Raw genomic sequence first — 17,223 nt, 5'->3', positions numbered from 1 at the left:
AGGGCTGCCCTCGGCTACGCCGCCGCGCTTGTCACGTCACCGGGGCCTTTGCTCGGAGCACCGTCAGGAACTCTCGCATCCAGCGGCTGTGGTCCGGCCAGGCTCGGGAGGAGACCAGGGTGCCGTCGACCACGGCTTCTGCGTCCTGGAAGGTGGCGCCGGCCGACTGCATGTCCAGTTCCAGGGCGGGGTACGCCGTGACCCGGCGGCCACGGAGGCCGTCGATGGCTGCCGTGAGCAGGGGGCCGTGGCAGATCTGGGCAATCGGTTTGTCGGCGTCGATGAAGGACTTCAGGATCTTGCGGAGTTCCGGGTCGTTGCGGAGGTACTCGGGGGCTCGGCCGCCGGGGATGACCACGGCGGCGTACTCGCCGGGGTCCACCTCGGAGAAGGCCAGGTCGGCGGGCCAGGTGTAGCCGGGCTTCTCGGTGTACGTGTCGAAGCCGGGTTCGAAGTCATGGACGACGAACTGGAGCTTCTTGCGAGTGGGGGCGGCGATGTGGACTTCGTAGCCTTCCTCGCGGAGGCGCTGGTAGGGGTACAGGACCTCCAGTGACTCTGCTGCGTCGCCGGTGACGATGAGGATTTTCGCTGTCATGTCGGTGCGCTCCCCTTTTGGCCGTGGACTGCGGCTTAGGTGGGCTTCGTCTGGCTCTCTGGCAACGTGCCTCGGTTGGCCGGGCTTGCCAAGGGGGCCTGTGCCCAGGGTGTCACCGTCCGCCGGTGCTCGCGTCGGGATGGATGCGCGCGCCCACGCGCTTGCGGGGTGCCGCTTCTTTGGCGGCGGGCGCCGCCCCAGCGGCACGACTGCCGCAGCTACGCCGGACCGCACCGAGCCATACTGTGCAGAACGTCAAACTTCCGCCCCCGGTTTTGTACACATACGGCTCATGACGGGCCCCCGGTAATCAGCGATAGCCTTGTGGCGTGATCAGCGCGATAGCTCGCGGGGGCATTGTTGCCCCTGCCCTGCGCCCGGTGAGCACGGATGACATCCGTGGCCGGGCGGCGGTCGCTGGTCTTCGCGGGCGGACGGCGGTGCGCCACCCTTCGGTGACGGCAATGCGGAGAGCAGTGTCACACCCCTCGGTCGCACCGATTTTGGCTGATATTCCCCCGCTCATCTCACCTTGCGGCATAGCGTCGAAGCAGACCGGACACCCCGCGTCGCGACGTTACGTCGGAGGGGACGAGACCGTACTTCCTTCTACGTCACGCAACGGCGCGCGACAGGAGCCAGAGGACAATGCAGACCAAGCTGGACGAAGCAAAAGCCGAGCTGCTCGAAAGGGCTGCCCGGGTAGCTGAGAACAGCCCGGTCGGGGGGCACCTACCGACTGGGATCACGGGCGAGGCCACCCCGGACCGGGACACCGTGCTCTCGTTCCTCCAGCGTTACTACCTGCACACCGCCCCGGAGGACCTCTCCGACCGCGACCCGGTCGATGTCTTCGGAGCCGCCTTCTCGCACTACCGGCTGGCCGAGGCCCGCCCGCAGGGCACGGCCAATGTGCGGGTCCACACACCGACCGTGGAGGAGAACGGCTGGACCTGCAGCCACTCCGTCGTCGAGGTCGTCACCGACGACATGCCCTTCCTGGTCGACTCCGTCACCAATGAGCTGACCCGTCAGGGACGTGGCATCCACGTCGTCATCCACCCCCAGGTCATCGTCCGCCGGGATGTCACCGGCAAGCTCGTCGAGGTGCTCTCCGCCCCTCCGGCCGCCGGTGAGCGCCCGCACGACGCGCACACCGAGTCCTGGATCCACGTGGAGATCGACCGCGAGACCGACCGCGCCGATCTGAAGCAGATCACCGCCGATCTGCTGCGCGTCCTGTCCGACGTCCGCGAGGCCGTCGAGGACTGGGAGAAGATGCGGGACGCCTCGATCCGGCTCTCCGAGAGCCTGGGCGAGGAGCATGTGCCCGGCGACCTGCCGGGACCGGAGGTCGATGAGGCCCGCGAACTGCTCCAGTGGCTCGCCGCCGATCACTTCACCTTCCTCGGCTACCGCGAGTACGAACTGCGCGACGACGACTCGCTCGCCGCCGTCCCCGGCACCGGACTCGGCATACTGCGCTCCGACCCGCACCACGCCGGTGAGGACGCCCACCCCGTCAGCCCCTCCTTCGAGCGGCTGCCCGCCGACGCCCGTGCCAAGGCCCGCGAGCACAAGCTGCTGGTGCTGACCAAGGCCAACAGCCGCGCCACCGTCCACCGGCCGTCGTACCTGGACTACATCGGCGTCAAGAAGTTCGACGGCGAGGGCAATGTCGTCGGCGAACGCCGCTTCCTCGGGCTCTTCTCCTCCGCCGCGTACACCGAGTCCGTCCGCCGCGTCCCCGTCATCCGCCGCAAGGTCGCCGACGTGCTCAAGCGCGCCGGGTTCTCGCCCAACAGCCACGACGGCCGCGACCTGCTCCAGATCCTGGAGACCTACCCGCGCGACGAGCTCTTCCAGACCCCTGTCGACGAGCTCCAGTCGATCGTCACCAGCGTCCTGTACCTCCAGGAGCGCCGGCGCCTGCGCCTCTACCTGCGCCAGGACGAGTACGGCCGCTACTACTCCGCCCTCGTCTACCTGCCCCGCGACCGCTACACCACCGGCGTCCGGCTGCGCATCATCGACATCCTGAAGGAGGAGCTCGGCGGCATCAGCGTCGACTTCACCGCCTGGAACACCGAGTCGATCCTGTCCCGGCTGCACTTCGTGGTCCGGGTCCCGCAGGGCACCGAGCTGCCGCAGCTCAGCGACAGCGACAAGGAGCGCATCGAGGCCCGTCTCGTCGAGGCCACCCGCTCCTGGGCCGACGGCTTCGTCGAGGCGCTCAACGCCGAGCTCGGCGAGGAGCGCGCCGCGGAACTGCTGCGCCGCTACAGCAACGCCTTCCCCGAGGGCTACAAGGCCGACCACACCCCGCGTGCCGCGGTCGCCGACCTCGTCCACCTCGAAGCGCTCGGCGAGGACAAGAACTTCGCGCTCAGCCTGTACGAGCCGGTCGGCGCCGCCCCCGAGGAGCGCCGCTTCAAGATCTACCGCAAGGGCGCGGCCATCTCCCTGTCCGCCGTCCTGCCGGTGCTCAGCAGACTCGGCGTCGAGGTCGTCGACGAGCGGCCCTACGAGCTGCGCTGCTCGGACCGCTCGGTCGCCTGGATCTACGACTTCGGTCTGCGCATGCCGCAGTTCGCGAACGGCGGCACCGACTATCTCGGGGACGACGCCCGTGAACGCGTCCAGGAGGCCTTCGCCGCCACCTGGACCGGCAAGGCCGAGAACGACGGCTTCAACGCCCTGGTGCTGAGCGCCGGGCTGACCTGGCGGCAGGCGATGGTGCTGCGCGCGTACGCCAAGTACCTGCGCCAGGCCGGTTCCACCTTCAGCCAGGACTACATGGAGGACACCCTCCGCAACAACGTCCACACCACCCGCCTGCTCGTCTCCCTGTTCGAGGCGCGGATGTCCCCGGACCGCCAGCGCGCCGGGCGCGAGATCGTGGACGCCCTGCTCGAAGAGGTCGACGCGGCCCTGGACCAGGTGGCGAGCCTCGACGAGGACCGCATCCTGCGCTCCTTCCTCACCGTCATCAAGGCGACCCTGCGCACCAACTTCTTCCAGGAGGCCGCGGGCGGCGCCACGCACGACTACGTCTCCATGAAGTTCGACCCGCAGGCCATCCCGGACCTGCCGGCGCCGCGTCCGGCGTACGAGATCTGGGTGTACTCGCCGCGGGTCGAGGGTGTGCACCTGCGCTTCGGCAAGGTCGCGCGAGGCGGTCTGCGCTGGTCCGACCGGCGTGAGGACTTCCGGACCGAGATCCTCGGTCTGGTGAAGGCGCAGATGGTGAAGAACACCGTCATCGTGCCGGTCGGCGCCAAGGGCGGGTTCGTCGCCAAGCAGCTGCCGGACCCGTCCGTGGACCGGGACGCGTGGCTGGCGGAGGGCATCGCCAGCTACAGGACGTTCATCTCGGCGCTGCTCGACATCACCGACAACATGGTGGCCGGCGAGGTCGTGCCGCCCGCCGACGTCGTACGGCACGACGAGGACGACACCTACCTCGTGGTCGCCGCCGACAAGGGCACCGCGACCTTCTCCGACATCGCCAACGAGGTGGCGAACCAGTACAACTTCTGGCTCGGTGACGCCTTCGCCTCCGGCGGTTCGGCCGGTTACGACCACAAGGGCATGGGCATCACCGCCCGCGGCGCCTGGGAGTCCGTCAAGCGGCACTTCCGGGAGCTGGACGTGGACACCCAGACCGAGGACTTCACGGTCGTCGGCATCGGCGACATGTCCGGTGACGTGTTCGGCAACGGCATGCTGCTCAGCGAGCACATCCGACTGGTCGCCGCCTTCGACCACCGGCACATCTTCATCGACCCGAACCCGGACGCGGCGACCTCCTACGCAGAGCGCCGCCGTCTGTTCGAGCTGCCGCGATCCAGCTGGTCCGACTACAACACCGACCTGATCTCGGCCGGTGGCGGCGTGTTCCCGCGTACCGCCAAGGCGATCCCGGTGGGCGCCCACATCCGCGAGGCCCTCGGTATCGAGGGCAAGGTGTCCAAGATGACGCCGGCCGATCTGATGAAGGCGATCCTCAAGGCGCCGGTGGACCTGCTGTGGAACGGCGGCATCGGTACGTACGTCAAGGCGTCCACCGAGTCGAACGCCGACGTCGGCGACAAGGCCAACGACCCCATCCGCGTCGACGGCGCCGACCTGCGGGTCAGGGTCGTCGGCGAGGGCGGCAACCTGGGTCTGACCCAGCTCGGCCGGATCGAGTTCTCCCGGCACGGCGGCAAGATCAACACCGATGCCATCGACAACAGCGCGGGCGTGGACACCTCCGACCACGAGGTGAACATCAAGATCCTGCTCAACGCGCTGGTCACCGACGGCGACATGACCGTGAAGCAGCGCAACAAGCTGCTCGCGGAGATGACCGACGAGGTCGGCCGACTGGTCCTGCGCAACAACTACGCGCAGAACACGGCCATCGCCAACGCGCTCGCCCAGTCCAAGGACATGCTCCACGCCCAGCAGCGCTATATGCGCCACCTGGTCAGGGAGGGCGCCCTGGACCGGGCCCTGGAGTTCCTGCCCACCGACCGCCAGATCCGCGAACGGCTCGGCGCCGGACACGGCCTGACCGGCCCGGAGACGGCCGTGCTGCTGGCGTACACGAAGATCACGGTCGCCGAGGAACTGCTGCACACCTCGCTCCCGGACGACCCCTACCTGCGCGGGCTGCTGGACGCGTACTTCCCGTCCGCGCTGCGCGAGCAGTTCCCGGAGCACATCGACAGCCACCCGCTGCGCCGTGAGATCACCACGACCGTGCTGGTCAACGACACGGTCAACACCGGTGGTACGACGTATCTGCACCGGCTGCGCGAGGAGACCGGGGCCTCGCTCGAGGAGATCGTCCGGGCGCAGACCGCGGCCCGCGCGATCTTCCGCTCGGCGCCCGTGTGGGACGCGGTCGAGGCCCTGGACAACCAGGTCGAGGCCGCCGTACTCACCAGGATCCGGCTGCACTCGCGTCGGCTGGTCGAGCGCGGCACGCGCTGGCTGCTCAACAACCGCCCGCAGCCGCTCCAGCTCACCGAGACCGTCGACTTCTTCGGCGAGCGGGTCGAGCAGGTGTGGCAGCAGCTGCCGAAGCTGCTGCGCGGCGCGGACCTGGAGTGGTACCAGCAGATCTACGACGAGCTGTCCGGCGCCGGCGTCACGGACGAACTCGCCACGCGCGTGGCCGGGTTCTCCTCCGCCTTCCCGGCGCTCGACATCGTCTCGGTGGCCGACCGCATGGGCCGGGAGCCGCTGGATGTCGCCGAGGTCTACTACGACCTCGCCGACCGGCTGCGGATCACCCAGCTCATGGACCGCATCATCGAGCTGCCCCGCAGCGACCGCTGGCAGTCCATGGCCCGCGCCTCCATCCGCGAGGACCTCTACGCGGCCCACGCGGCGCTGACCTCGGACGTCCTCGCGGTCGGCAACGGCACCTCCACGCCTGAGCAGCGCTTCAAGGCGTGGGAGGGGAACAACGCGGCGATCCTGGGCAGGGCGCGCAGCACCCTGGAGGAGATCCAGGGCTCGGAGACCTTCGACCTCGCCAACCTGTCGGTGGCGATGCGCACGATGCGCACGCTGCTGCGGACGCATTCGTAGGCCGTACGACGGTGAAGGGCGCCCTGAGCTGCTTCAGCTCGGGGCGCCCTTGTCAATCGTAGAAGCTAGGCGGGCTGGGCCACCTTGGGCTTGGGCTTGGCCCTGGGCTTCTTGTCGCCGGTGAAGGCCTCGTACTCCTTCAGGACGTCCTCCGTCGGACCGTCCATGCGCAGTTCGCCGCGTTCCAGCCACAGCACACGGTCGCAGGTGTCCCGGATCGACTTGTTGTTGTGGCTGACCAGGAACACCGTGCCCGCGTGCTTGCGCAGTTCGCGGATACGGGCCTCGGAGCGCTTCTGGAAGGAGCGGTCGCCGGTGGCGAGGGCCTCGTCGATGAGCAGGACGTCGTGGTCCTTGGCGGCGGCGATGGAGAAGCGGAGCCGGGCGCCCATGCCGGAGGAGTAGGTGCGCATGGGCAGGGTGATGAAGTCGCCCTTGTCGTTGATGCCGGAGAAGTCGACGATCTCCTGATAGCGCTCCTTGATCTGCTCGCGGGACATGCCCATCGCGAGGCCGCCGAGGTAGACGTTGCGCTCACCGGTCAGGTCGCCCATCAGGGCCGCGTTCACGCCGAGCAGGGAGGGCTGGCCGTCGGTGTAGATGGCGCCGTTCTCCACCGGCAGCAGGCCGGCGACCGCCTTGAGCAGGGTGGACTTGCCCGAGCCGTTGGTGCCGATGAGGCCGATGGCCTCGCCCTTGTAGGCGACGAAGGACACCTGCTTCACGGCGTGCACCTTGCGCACGCCGGACGCCTTCTCGGTCTGCTTGCGGCGCAGGATGCGGTTGAGGGCGGCGGTGGCGGAGCCGCGGCCCGCACCGGTGCCGTTGACGCGGTAGACGATGTCGACGCGGTCGGCGATGACGGTGGGGATCTGTTCGTTCAGGTTCTCAGCCACGGCCGTACGTCTCCTCAGCCTTCCAGAAGTAGATGAAACCGCCGACCCCGGCGAGCAGGGCCCAGCCGGTGGCGAGCGCCCACACGTGCGGCGGCAGTTGGCTTCCGTGGAAGCTGTCGATCAGGGCGAAGCGCATCAGGTCGATGTAGACGGCGGGCGGGTTGGCCTGGAGCACCGGGCCCACCCAGGACGGCCAGTCGGTGTGCTTGGCCAGCAGGTGGTCGATGCTCCACATCACGCCCGAGGTGTACATCCAGGTGCGCAGCACGAACGGCATCAGCTGGGCGATGTCCGGGGTCTTCGCGCCGACCCGGGCCATGATCAGCGAGACGCCGGCGTTGAAGGTGAACTGGAGCACCAGGGTCGGGACGGCGAGCAGCCAGGAGGCGGCGACCGGTACGCCGAAGGCCAGCAGGATGACCACCAGGGCGCCCATGGAGAACAGCAGTTGCTGGAGCTGCTGGAGGCAGAAGGAGATCGGCAGCGCGGCGCGCGGGAAGTGCAGGGCGCGGACGAGTCCGAGGTTGCCGGAGATCGCGCGGGTGCCGGCGAGGATCGAGCTCTGGGTGAAGGTCCAGATGAACACGCCCGTGACCAGGAACGGGACATAGTCCGGCACGCCCTGCTTGGTGCCCAGCAGCACGCCGAAGATCAGGAAGTAGACGGCCGCGTTCAGCAGCGGGTTCATCACCTGCCAGAGCTGGCCGAGTTTGGCCTGGCTGTACTGGGCGGTCAGCTTGGCCGTGGAGAACGCGGCGATGAAGTGGCGCCGGGCCCAGAGCTGGCGGACGTACTCGGGCAGGGTGGGGCGGGCACCGCTGACCGAGAGGCCGTGGCGGGCGGCGAGGGCCGCGAGGTCGACGTCGTCGGGAGGGGCCGTCGTCGTCGGGGGCGGTGTGTCGAGGACCTGGCTCACATCCGCTGCTTTCGCTCGGGGGGTGGGGGTGCGCGGTTCCGTCGCCCGGAGTTCCCTTGCAGGACTCTTCACGTTTTCTTACGTCGGGACGGGACCGTATCGTCGCAACGCGAGCGTAGGCCGAGTGGACGTCGGAACGCAACCGTTTCGTCGTAACGCCCTATGCTGGTCCGCATGACGACGAACGCCGACGGACCCCAGCCGCGTCCGCGCCGCCGGGCCCCCGCGGGGGCGGCCGTGCTGCGGGCGGACGTGACGGAAGCGATCCGGGCGGCCGTGTTCGAGGAGCTCGCGACCGTCGGGTACGCGCGGATGTCGATCGAGGGGATCGCGCGACGGGCGGGCGTCGGAAAGACGGCGGTGTACCGGCGGTGGCGGTCCAAGCTGCATCTGGTGCTGGACGTGGTGTCGGCGCTGGCGGTGCAGGGGCTGCCGATGCCGGACACGGGATCTCTGGAGGACGACCTCCGCCTCCTGTACGAGGTGACTTCGCGGGCCCTGCGCCATCCCGTCGCCTCCCAGATCATCCCGGACCTCCAGGCGGAGGCCGCGCGCAACCCCGAGATCGCCGAGGCCATGCAGAAGGCGCTGCGGGAAGGGCAGGACGGCGTCGCGAGCGGCATCGTGGCGGCGGCGGAGCGACGGGGCGAGGTCCGGAAGGGCATCGACCACGACCTGGCACTGGATCTGATCTCCGGGCCGCTGTATTGGCGCTCGGTGGTGATCCGCAGCCCAAAGCTGCCGAAGGGCTACCTGGTGGCTCTGGCACGGGCTACGGCGGGGGCGCTGAAGGCGCTGTGAGCGGCCTCCTGAGCGGGGGCTGACGTCTCGTAGCCGGCCGCTGTGAAGTGCGGGCGACGTTCGTCGTGCCGCTAGTCGCGTGCTGCCGCCGGGTGCAGGCGTACCCAGCCCTCCCAGGCCGAGGTGATCATGTCCTGGACGTCGTGTTTGGCCTTCCAGCCGAGTTCGGTGGCTGCTCGGTCGGAGGAGGCGACCACGCGGGCCGGGTCGCCGGGGCGGCGGGGGGTCGTGGTCGGGGGGCGGTCGTAGCCGGTGATCGCGTTGATTCGGTCGATCATTTCGCGGACCGAGACTCCCTCGCCTCTGCCGATGTTCAGGGTCATGGCCGTGCCCGGGGACGACCGCAGTGCTCGCGCCGCCGCCACGTGCGCCTCCGCCAGGTCGACCACGTGGATGTAGTCCCGCACGCACGTGCCGTCCGGCGTCGGGTAGTCGTCGCCGAAGATGCGCGGGGGTTCGTTCTCCGTAAGCCTCTCGAAGACCATCGGGATGAGGTTGTAGACGCCCACGTCGGCCAGTTCCGGGGTCGCCGAGCCCGCCACGTTGAAGTAGCGCAGGGATGCCGTCGACAGGCCCGTCGCCCGCGCCGTCGCCCTCACCAGCCACTCGCCCGCCAGCTTCGTCTCGCCGTACGGCGACAGGGGCACGCACGGCGTCTCCTCCGTCACCAGGTCCGCGTCCGGCATGCCGTACACCGCCGCCGAGGACGAGAAGACGAAGGAAGGAACGCCGGCCGCGGTCACCGCCTCCAGCAGGACGCGCAGGCCCTCCACGTTCTCCCGGTAGTAGCGCAGCGGCTGCTCCACCGACTCGCCGACCTGCTTCTTCGCCGCCAGATGCACGACCCCGGTGATCTCGTGGTCCACCAGGGCGCGGGTCACGTGCTCGGCGTCCAGGGTGGAGCCCACGATCAGCGGGACACCGTCGGGCACGCGCTCGGAGATACCGGTGGACAGGTCGTCGTAGACCACCGTCCGCTCGCCCGCCTCGGACATCGACCGTACGACATGCGCCCCGATGTATCCGGCGCCGCCGCTGATCAGCCAGGTCATGTGCGGCCGTCCCCTCGTCAGTTGGCCCGTGCGTGGAGCATAGCCACTCCGGTTTACCGTCAATGAAACGGTAATCGTCGGATCATGGCTGTATGGGACGATTTTCGTCCGCCCGGCTACGGTGCTGCCGCTGACAGGGCCGCCTCGTCGAGAGCGATGGTGAGCTCGTCCAGGCGGGAGCGCAGGGCGCTGATCTCCTCGATGTCGAAGCCGGTCGCGGCGGCGATCCGGCGCGGTACCTGGAGTGCCCGCTCGCGCAGGGCCGAGCCCTCCTCGGTCAGCCGCACCTGTACCGACCGCTCGTCACGCGCGCTGCGCTCCCGGCGCACCAGACCGGCGCTCTCCAGTCGCTTCAGCAGCGGTGAGAGCGTGCCGGAGTCCAGCCGCAGGTGTTCGCCCAGCTTCTTGACGGGCAGGTCGCCGTGCTCCCACAGCACCAGCATCACCAGGTACTGCGGGTAGGTGAGACCGAGGTCCTTGAGGATCACGCGGTAGACGCCGTTGAAGGCGCGCGCGGCCGCGTGCAGGGAGAAACAGATCTGGCGGTCCAGGCGGAGCCATTCCTCCTGGGGCGCGGTGGGTGTCCCGGTCCGGTTCATGGATCCAGGGTAGCTCTTGCTCCCCATTTAGTTGTGCACAATTTAATTGTGTGCTCTACTTGAGTCCGTCAGCGAGCCCCGACTTCTCGAAAAGGGACGGTTCATCCATGGACGCGCTCTACACCGCCGTCGCCACCGCCACCCACGGCCGCGAGGGCCGTGCCATCAGCTCCGACGGCAAGCTCGACCTCCAGCTCGCCCCGCCGGTCGAGCTCGGCGGCAACGGTCAGGGCACCAACCCCGAGCAGCTCTTCGCCGCCGGTTACGCCGCCTGCTTCGCCAGCGCCCTCGGCCTGGTCGGCCGCCAGGCCAAGGTGGACGTCGCCGACGCCGCCGTCACCGGCGAGGTCGGCATCGGCAAGCAGGGCGAGGGCTTCGGTCTGAAGGTCACCCTGCGCGTCGAACTGCCCGACACCGTGGACGAGTCGACCGGCCGCAAGCTCGTCGAGCAGGCCCACCAGGTCTGCCCCTACTCCAACGCCACCCGCGGCAACATCGAGGTCGACCTCGTCATCGAGTAGCCCCGGGGGAGACCCGCGCCAGCACCTCCCCGGTCCGCGGGCTCCACGCCACCACCACGGCCTCCTCGGGCACGGTGCGCAGGCGCGTCAACAGCAGCCAGCGCACGTGGTAGCGGTGGGCGATGGCTGTGCGCTCGGCGCGGGTCGAATCGGGGGAGAGATAGGCGCGGACGTCCTCAAGGCGTCCGCGCCGCTCGCGTTCGTCCAGCGCGGGGTCCCTCCGGGCGGGGGCGGCGAGGTTCGGGCCGTAGCCCGGGATGGTCTGTGCGGCGCGGGGGCTGTCGGCGATCACGACTTCGCCGGGGCGGATGTGCTGGGCGGCCCATGCGTACGTGGGTCCCCGCGGGGGCTGGACCGTGACGAAGTCGAGGCTGGGGGCTTCGAAGGCGTTGAAGTAGGGCCAGAGCGCGGCTGTCAGCAGTGCGGTGGTCGTGGTTGTGATCAACGTGCGGGCCGGTGGGGGCTTGTCGCGCCCGCGCGGCGATAGCCGCACATTCAACACAGCCCCGCGCCCCTTGCGGAACCTCCCATGCCCGGCGGTGAACGCCACCGCTCCTAGCGCTGCCCCAACCCCTGTGATCGGGTGGATCAACAGGATCAGGCCGTACAGGACGCCCAGGACCGCGTATCCCATCAGGCCCGGTCGTCCGCTCGGGCCCACAAAGCGCACCGGCCCCCTGCCCCTCGCTCCCGTCAACGCCCATGCCCAGAAGGTCAGGCCGATCGCGAACGTCGACGGATAGCCGAGGTTGGCCCACAGGAGAGTCATCGGGGCCAGTGCGAGGACCGGCGCCCATGGTCTTGGCGTCAGCACTCTCACCAAGCGGCCCAGTCCCGTCAGCAGGACCAGGAGGTTCAGCGGGCCCGCGACGCGCAGCACCTCCCAGCCGCCCAGTCCCGTCTGCCGGGCGAACAGCCCCTGCGCCACCGCGTACGGCGAGTAGTACAGGCTGCCCTCGCCCGGCAGGTCTGCCGTCGGGTGACGGGGGTTCAGGAGGTTCGCCTTCAGGCGTTCCACCACCGCCGCATGCTGGCCCGCTTCGCAGCACAGGGGCAGGCGCCAGTAGGCCAGGGTCATCAGCAGCCAGCAGAGGAAGCCCAAGAGCTGGTACGGGGTGGGGCGCCAGGCGCGGCCGCCGCGGAGGGCGGTCGCGCCTTGTGCGGTGCGCCGGGTGAGGAGCGTTTCAGGCATTTGCCGTATGTTCCCGGTGGGATCAACGGATTGACCTCGCGTCACCTCATGGAGTGAGCCCGATCGGAGTGCCCCTGAGCCGGCAGTGACACCTGGGCGCGCAGCAGGTGCTCCAGGAGCAGCGGTACGCCGATCACCGGCAGCAGCCAGGCCAGGGCGATCAGCCGGCCGCCCCAGATGTTGATGTCCGGGTGTCCGGCCTGGGTGAGGATGCCGGTGCCCGCCGCCGCGATCAGGAAGGCGCCGAAGGTCGGCCTGCGCAGCGCGCCGAACAGCCCCGCACCCAGCGCCGCCAGGAACAGCGGCTCCCAGAACTGCCGGCGCAGCCACTCCGTCCAGAAGTTCAGCGACAGTTGCAGGAACTCCGGCCAAGGGTCGGCCCGGTCGGGGCGGGTGAAGTGGTCGGCCAGCAGGTCCTGGACGCTCTCGGACGCCGACGGGTAGCCGAGCAGCATCGCCAGTACGACGGTTCCCAGGGCCGCGCCCAGACCGACCCCCGCGACCGCCGCGATGTCCCGGCCCGGCGCCCGCCCCTTCAGCCGGCGCGTGAGGGCGATCAGCGCGCCCGCCCCTGCCAGGCACACCCCCAGGAACACCGCCTGCGAGTGCTTCACGGTGAACAGCGCGGCCAGCGCACCCGCGATCAGCGCCAGTCCCGCCCGCCGCCCGTGCAGCGCCAGCGCACAGCCCCACACGGCCGCCAGCGTCAGGGCCATCAGCAGGCCCTCCGTCATGGGCCGCATGGCGATCGCCCCGCACGGCAGGACGTAGTACAGCGCCTGGCCGGTCAGCGCGAGCGGGAGCGGTACCGACAGGGTGCGCAAGGTCAGGAAGACCAGCACCCCGCCCGCCGCCGCCACCGTGACCCCGGCCGCCCACAGCCCCCAGGTCACGCCGAACACCGTCACGAACGGCACCAGGAAGACCGGGTAGCCGGGCCGCACCTCGAAGATCCGCATGAAGCGCTCCGCGGCGAAGGGGACGGTGTGACCGGCCGTCCGCCCCGCCTCCAGCCGCTTCTCGACCTCGGGCCACTCCTTCGCCCGGCACTTCGCCATGACCCCGGGGGCCGGGTCGGGGCGGTGGAAGCGGACCACGTTCACGTTCTGCCTGCGGTGCGCGATCGACGCCTTGCCCGCGCAGTAGTGCTCGATGGTCGCGATGGCCGCCTCCCGCTTGCTGTCACCGCGCAGGCTGAGGGCGTACGAGAGGTAGTTCCTGGTGTCGGGGGTGTCCCGGCCGGAGACGTTCGCCAGTTGCAGGACGGCGAAGAGCGCGGCCAGGAGCAGCACCCAGGTGCGCGGCCTCACGAGGACCGCCGGCCGCCGGGCCGCCCGGCCGGACGCCAGGTGTGGGGTCGGCTCGGGGTGGGCCGCGACGGGCTGGAGGGCATGGGAACTCCCCTGGGTGAGAACGGCGTTCGGAGACGGTCGGTGAGGGACAGGGGTGCCGCGGGCCGCGGGAGGGCGGCGAGCGGGGAGTGTGCGGGGGACGCTGCCGCCGACGGCACCGGATGCCGCTCGTCGAGCGGCACGACCGGCGGCAGGCCCTTCTCGCCGAGCACCACGTGCCATACGACCCGCTCGGCGGCGCGGCCGTCGTCGTACGGGCAGAAACGCGCCCGGAACTACGTGGACCGGCCCGGCGCCCTCCAGTAGGCGGCCGTGCCGGGGTGATACGGCGGGTGGCGGCCGGGATCGTGTGGTGGTGTCCGGGGTGTGCGATCGATGCCGTGCGGATGTGCGGGGCGTGCGTGCGGAGCGCCTGCTCCAGGGCGCCCGGGTCGCAGCCGTGGCCCTGACCGTCGTACGCGGAGAACACGGCCCGGTCCTGGCGCAGGGGCAGGCGGAGTTGGACGCGGTAGTGCAGGCGGAGCGCGGCCGTGCGCAGGGCGCCCGTGGTTTTCGCGGTGACCTTGGCGGTCCTGCGGCCGGTCGCGGCGGCCAGTCGCAGGGCGCGGTAGGTGCGGTGCGGGCCGGGGCGGAGCAGGGTGTGCCGGAGGCGGTCGCGCAGGGGGGCGGGGGCGCCCGGGGTGCGGTGGCGGCGGTAGTGGGCGCGGGCCAGGCGCAGGAACTCGGCGCGGCTGCCGCGCGGGAGGCCGCCGTGGCCGAACATCGAGGCGAGGCGGTCGGCCATGCGGCGGAACAACACCGGCCGCCAGCAGGCGAGTTCGGGGCGCCGGTCGAGGAACGCGAAGACCCGGTCGTACTGCTCGAAGACGTCGAAGTGGCGGCGGATCGGGACGCTTCCCTTGCGACGCCGACCGTGGTGCACGCAGACGCGGTCCAGGGCCGCGATCGACTCCGCCGTCATCAGGGCCGGGTACGTCCAGAGGGCGTCCTCGTAGTGGCCGGGCGGGAAGGACAGGCCCTCGCGCTCGACGAACTCCCGGCGGCAGGCCTTGTTGCCCTGCTCGGTGAGCTGGACGAAGGCCCGGTCGCGGAGCGTCTCGCCGGTCCGGTGGACGCGCACGTGGTCGTGGACCAGGACGTCCGGTTCGCCGGTCTCCTTCAGGCGGTCGGCGTACTCGTCGATGATCGCACCGCAGGCGTCCGGCGAGGCGTCGTCGACGGCGATCGGTTCGAGCGCGGGATACGACTGGGAGAGCACCGATTCCAGGCACTCGTGGAGATACGCCTGAACCTTGTACGCGGGGACGATGACACTGAACCTGGGCAAGTGGGGCATCCATGGGGCGGCGCGGGCAGCGGGACGGGTCGGGCCTTGCCCGGGAACGGCCGATGGAGTGAGTTGGTTACGCAGCGTTGCGGCATACGGGGGACGGCCCGATGAACGGCGAAGGGGCCGCCCGGTGTCCTCGGGCCGGCCCCTCGATCCGCTTGTCCTACGGGCTACTTCACCGCGCCCGCCATCACACCGGACACGAACTGCCGCTGGAACGCGAAGAACACGGCCAGCGGGATCACCATGGAGATGAAGGCGCCGGGCGCCAGCACCTCGATATTGCTGCCGAACTGCCGTACCTGCTGCTGGAGTGCGACCGTCAGCGGCTGGGAGCCGGAGTCGGAGAACACCAGCGCCACCAGCATGTCGTTCCACACCCACAGGAACTGGAAGATTCCCAGCGACGCGATGGCCGGGGCGCCCAGCGGCAGCACGACCGTCGTGAACAGCCGTGCCTCACCGGCGCCGTCGAGCCGCGCCGCCTCCAGCAGCTCCCTCGGGATCTCCGCGAAGAAGTTGCGCAACAGGAAGATCGCGAACGGGAGTCCGAACGCCACGTGGAACAGCACGACACCGGTGATGGACCCGAAGATCCCGAGCTCGCCGAAGAGTTCGGACAGCGGGATCAGCGCCACCTGCACCGGCACCACCAGCAGCGCGATCACCAGCATGAACCACCAGTCGCGGCCCTTGAAGTCCATCCACGCGAAGGCGTATCCGGCCATCGCGCCGATGATCACCACGAGCAGGGTCGCCGGAACGGTGATCCACACGGTGTTGAACAGCGCGCTGGTGATGTCGTCGTTCTCCAGCAGGGTGCTGTAACTCTCGGTGGTGAGCTGGGCCGGTGCCGTGAAGACCTTCCACCAGCCCGAGGAGGCGATGTCGGTCGGATCGCGGAACGAGGACACCAGAAGACCGAAGGTCGGCACCAGCCAGAACAGCGCCACCAGCAGCAGGAAGACACGCAGCGCCCCGCCCGCGGCCCCGCCCGCCACCCGGGAGGCCCACGACCGCTTGCCGCGCACGGCGGAATCGAGTGCGGTCACCGCTCGCGCTCCTTCCTGAGCCGGCGGATGTTGACGATCATCACCGGGATCACGAGCAGCAGCAGGATGATGCCGATCGCGCTGCCCAGGCCGTAGTTGCCCCCGCCGCCGAAGGACGACAGGAACAGCTGCAGCGCCAGGACGTTGGCCTCGTCCTGGGTGGGCTGGGGGGCGATGATGTAGACCAGGTCGAAGATCTTCATCACGTTGATCATCAGCGTGATCAGTACGACGACCAGGACCGGCGCCAGCATCGGCACCGTGATCCTGCGGAACACCTGCCACTCGTTGGCGCCGTCGACCCGGGCCGCCTCCAGCAGGTTGCGGTCGACTCCGGCGAGCCCCGCCGCGATCAGCACCATGGCGAAGCCCGCCCACATCCAGACGTACGCCCCGATGATCGATGGGGTCACCAGCGTCGGGCCCAGCCAGTCGACGCCGTTGTAGGGCGCCGAGAAGTTCGAGCCGGGCAGGCGCAGTTGGGCTCCGTCGGCTTCGGCGGGCAGGGTGAAGGTGCCGTCCGCGCCACTGGTCGCCGAGGCGACGACCTCGCCGTCCTTGACCGCCTCGACCTTGATGCCCTCCAGCGCCTTCTCGCCCGCGTCGACCTCGCCCTTCTCGCCGCCGCCACCGAGCTTGAAGTCCAGCCAGACGGTGCCGGTGATGCCGTCACCGGTCGCCGCCTTTGCGTCCTCGGGGTCGCCCGGCAGCCGGTTGGGCGCGATGCCGACGAGCGGGAGCTTCACCGGGGTGCCCGCCTGCACCGTGCCCGTGGTCGTGAACGAACCGCCGCCCGACGCCTTCAGATCGCTGACCTGGGCGTTCGGGCGGGCCTTCGGATAGACCGAGGAGTCGGCGAAGGTGTCGTGCACCGACGTCACGATCGCGTTCGCCACACCCTGGTCCGGATCCGCCTGGTACACCAGCCGGAAGATGATGCCTGCCGCGAGCATCGAGATCGCCATCGGCATGAAGACGATCAGCTTGAACGCCGTGCCCCAGCGCACCCGTTCGGTCAGCACCGCGAAGATCAGGCCCAGCACGGTGACCACCGCGGGCGCGACCGCCACCCAGATCGCCGTGTTGCGTACGGCCGTCAGCGTCGCGTCGTCCGTGAAGACGTCGACGTAGTTGTCCAGGCCGACGAAGCCGTCCCCGCCCGCGTCGTACAGGCTGCGCCAGACCGAGTACCCGATCGGGTAGACCACGAGCGCGCCGAGCAGCACCAGCGCGGGCAGCAGAAACAGCACCGCCACCCACAGCCGGGTGCCCGTCACGCTCTTGCGCGGTGCCGGCGGAGTGCCGGCACCTTCGTTCGCGACGGCCGACAT

The 17,223-nt window shown here is 69.9% G+C and carries 12 protein-coding genes and 1 pseudogene; 3 read left to right on the top strand and 10 right to left on the bottom strand.

The annotated features are described in order from the left end of the window. Nucleotides 1-31: 31 nt before the first annotated feature. Nucleotides 32-598, bottom strand: a complete 567-nt coding sequence (locus tag H4N64_RS35160; protein WP_186286592.1) for a DJ-1/PfpI family protein — start codon at nt 596-598, stop codon at nt 32-34. Nucleotides 599-1,246: 648 nt separating this feature from the next. Between H4N64_RS35160 and H4N64_RS35155 the strand changes: the two genes are divergently transcribed. Further along, entirely contained in the window at nt 1,247-6,181 is a 4,935-nt protein-coding gene (locus tag H4N64_RS35155; RefSeq protein ID WP_186286591.1) for an NAD-glutamate dehydrogenase, read from the top strand. A gap of 65 nt (nt 6,182-6,246) precedes the next feature. Here the strand turns inward: H4N64_RS35155 and H4N64_RS35150 are convergent, their stop codons facing one another. Beyond that, complete coding sequence (locus tag H4N64_RS35150) at nt 6,247-7,077, bottom strand: ATP-binding cassette domain-containing protein (protein WP_186286590.1); 831 nt, start codon at nt 7,075-7,077, stop codon at nt 6,247-6,249. After that, nucleotides 7,070-7,993 (bottom strand): ABC transporter permease, encoded by a 924-nt coding sequence (locus tag H4N64_RS35145; protein WP_186286589.1) that lies wholly within the window; start codon nt 7,991-7,993, stop codon nt 7,070-7,072. Before H4N64_RS35145 ends, H4N64_RS35150 begins: the two co-directional genes overlap by 8 nt. Before the next feature lie 162 nt (nt 7,994-8,155). On the opposite strand from H4N64_RS35145, the gene H4N64_RS35140 reads away from it, so the two are divergent. Further along, entirely contained in the window at nt 8,156-8,794 is a 639-nt protein-coding gene (locus tag H4N64_RS35140) for a TetR/AcrR family transcriptional regulator (RefSeq protein ID WP_186286588.1), read from the top strand. Nucleotides 8,795-8,865: 71 nt separating this feature from the next. Here H4N64_RS35140 and galE read toward each other — a convergent pair whose 3' ends face one another. Then, complete coding sequence (gene galE / locus H4N64_RS35135; protein ID WP_186286587.1) at nt 8,866-9,846, bottom strand: UDP-glucose 4-epimerase GalE; 981 nt, start codon at nt 9,844-9,846, stop codon at nt 8,866-8,868. A gap of 116 nt (nt 9,847-9,962) precedes the next feature. Next, nucleotides 9,963-10,472 carry a MarR family winged helix-turn-helix transcriptional regulator gene (locus H4N64_RS35130; protein WP_186286586.1) on the bottom strand — a complete coding sequence of 170 codons (510 nt, stop codon included), beginning with the start codon at nt 10,470-10,472 and terminating at the stop codon, nt 9,963-9,965. Nucleotides 10,473-10,552: 80 nt separating this feature from the next. Between H4N64_RS35130 and H4N64_RS35125 the strand changes: the two genes are divergently transcribed. Beyond that, nucleotides 10,553-10,966: an organic hydroperoxide resistance protein gene (locus H4N64_RS35125; protein WP_186286585.1), complete on the top strand. Its 414-nt coding sequence runs from the start codon at nt 10,553-10,555 to the stop codon at nt 10,964-10,966. Here the strand turns inward: H4N64_RS35125 and H4N64_RS35120 are convergent. The 5 genes and pseudogenes from H4N64_RS35120 to H4N64_RS35100 all read right to left on the bottom strand — a co-directional run bounded on the left by H4N64_RS35120 (nt 10,956) and on the right by H4N64_RS35100 (nt 17,223). Further along, nucleotides 10,956-12,158, bottom strand: coding sequence for a hypothetical protein (locus H4N64_RS35120; protein ID WP_186286584.1), 1,203 nt, complete (start codon nt 12,156-12,158; stop codon nt 10,956-10,958). The genes H4N64_RS35125 and H4N64_RS35120 overlap by 11 nt on opposite strands. A 41-nt stretch (nt 12,159-12,199) precedes the next feature. Further along, nucleotides 12,200-13,468, bottom strand: a complete 1,269-nt coding sequence (locus H4N64_RS35115; RefSeq protein WP_186286583.1) for a hypothetical protein — start codon at nt 13,466-13,468, stop codon at nt 12,200-12,202. 323 nt (nt 13,469-13,791) lie between these two features. Continuing rightward, nucleotides 13,792-14,837, bottom strand: a pseudogene (locus H4N64_RS35110) (glycosyltransferase); the annotation flags it as partial. Nucleotides 14,838-15,010: 173 nt separating this feature from the next. Beyond that, on the bottom strand, nt 15,011-15,892 hold the full coding sequence (locus H4N64_RS35105) for an ABC transporter permease subunit (protein WP_186286582.1): 882 nt from the start codon (nt 15,890-15,892) through the stop codon (nt 15,011-15,013). Next, nucleotides 15,889-17,223 carry a carbohydrate ABC transporter permease gene (locus tag H4N64_RS35100; RefSeq protein WP_186286581.1) on the bottom strand — a complete coding sequence of 445 codons (1,335 nt, stop codon included), beginning with the start codon at nt 17,221-17,223 and terminating at the stop codon, nt 15,889-15,891. Before H4N64_RS35100 ends, H4N64_RS35105 begins: the two co-directional genes overlap by 4 nt.

Source organism: Streptomyces cupreus (assembly GCF_014257025.1).
Classification (GTDB): domain Bacteria; phylum Actinomycetota; class Actinomycetes; order Streptomycetales; family Streptomycetaceae; genus Streptomyces; species Streptomyces cupreus.
Note: the sequence above shows the minus strand (reverse complement) of the source record. Positions and strands in the feature narration are given on the sequence as shown.

What these genes read in the sequence shown, in the direction of transcription:
- H4N64_RS35160 (WP_186286592.1), bottom strand. Translation starts at nt 598, where the DNA reads ATGACAGCGAAAATCCTCATCGTCACCGGCGACGCAGCAGAGTCACTG.
- H4N64_RS35155 (WP_186286591.1), top strand. Translation starts at nt 1,247, where the DNA reads ATGCAGACCAAGCTGGACGAAGCAAAAGCCGAGCTGCTCGAAAGGGCT.
- H4N64_RS35140 (WP_186286588.1), top strand. Translation starts at nt 8,156, where the DNA reads ATGCTGGTCCGCATGACGACGAACGCCGACGGACCCCAGCCGCGTCCG.
- galE (WP_186286587.1), bottom strand. Translation starts at nt 9,846, where the DNA reads ATGACCTGGCTGATCAGCGGCGGCGCCGGATACATCGGGGCGCATGTC.
- H4N64_RS35130 (WP_186286586.1), bottom strand. Translation starts at nt 10,472, where the DNA reads ATGGGGAGCAAGAGCTACCCTGGATCCATGAACCGGACCGGGACACCC.
- H4N64_RS35125 (WP_186286585.1), top strand. Translation starts at nt 10,553, where the DNA reads ATGGACGCGCTCTACACCGCCGTCGCCACCGCCACCCACGGCCGCGAG.
- H4N64_RS35120 (WP_186286584.1), bottom strand. Translation starts at nt 12,158, where the DNA reads ATGCCTGAAACGCTCCTCACCCGGCGCACCGCACAAGGCGCGACCGCC.
- H4N64_RS35100 (WP_186286581.1), bottom strand. Translation starts at nt 17,223, where the DNA reads ATGTCGGCCGTCGCGAACGAAGGTGCCGGCACTCCGCCGGCACCGCGC.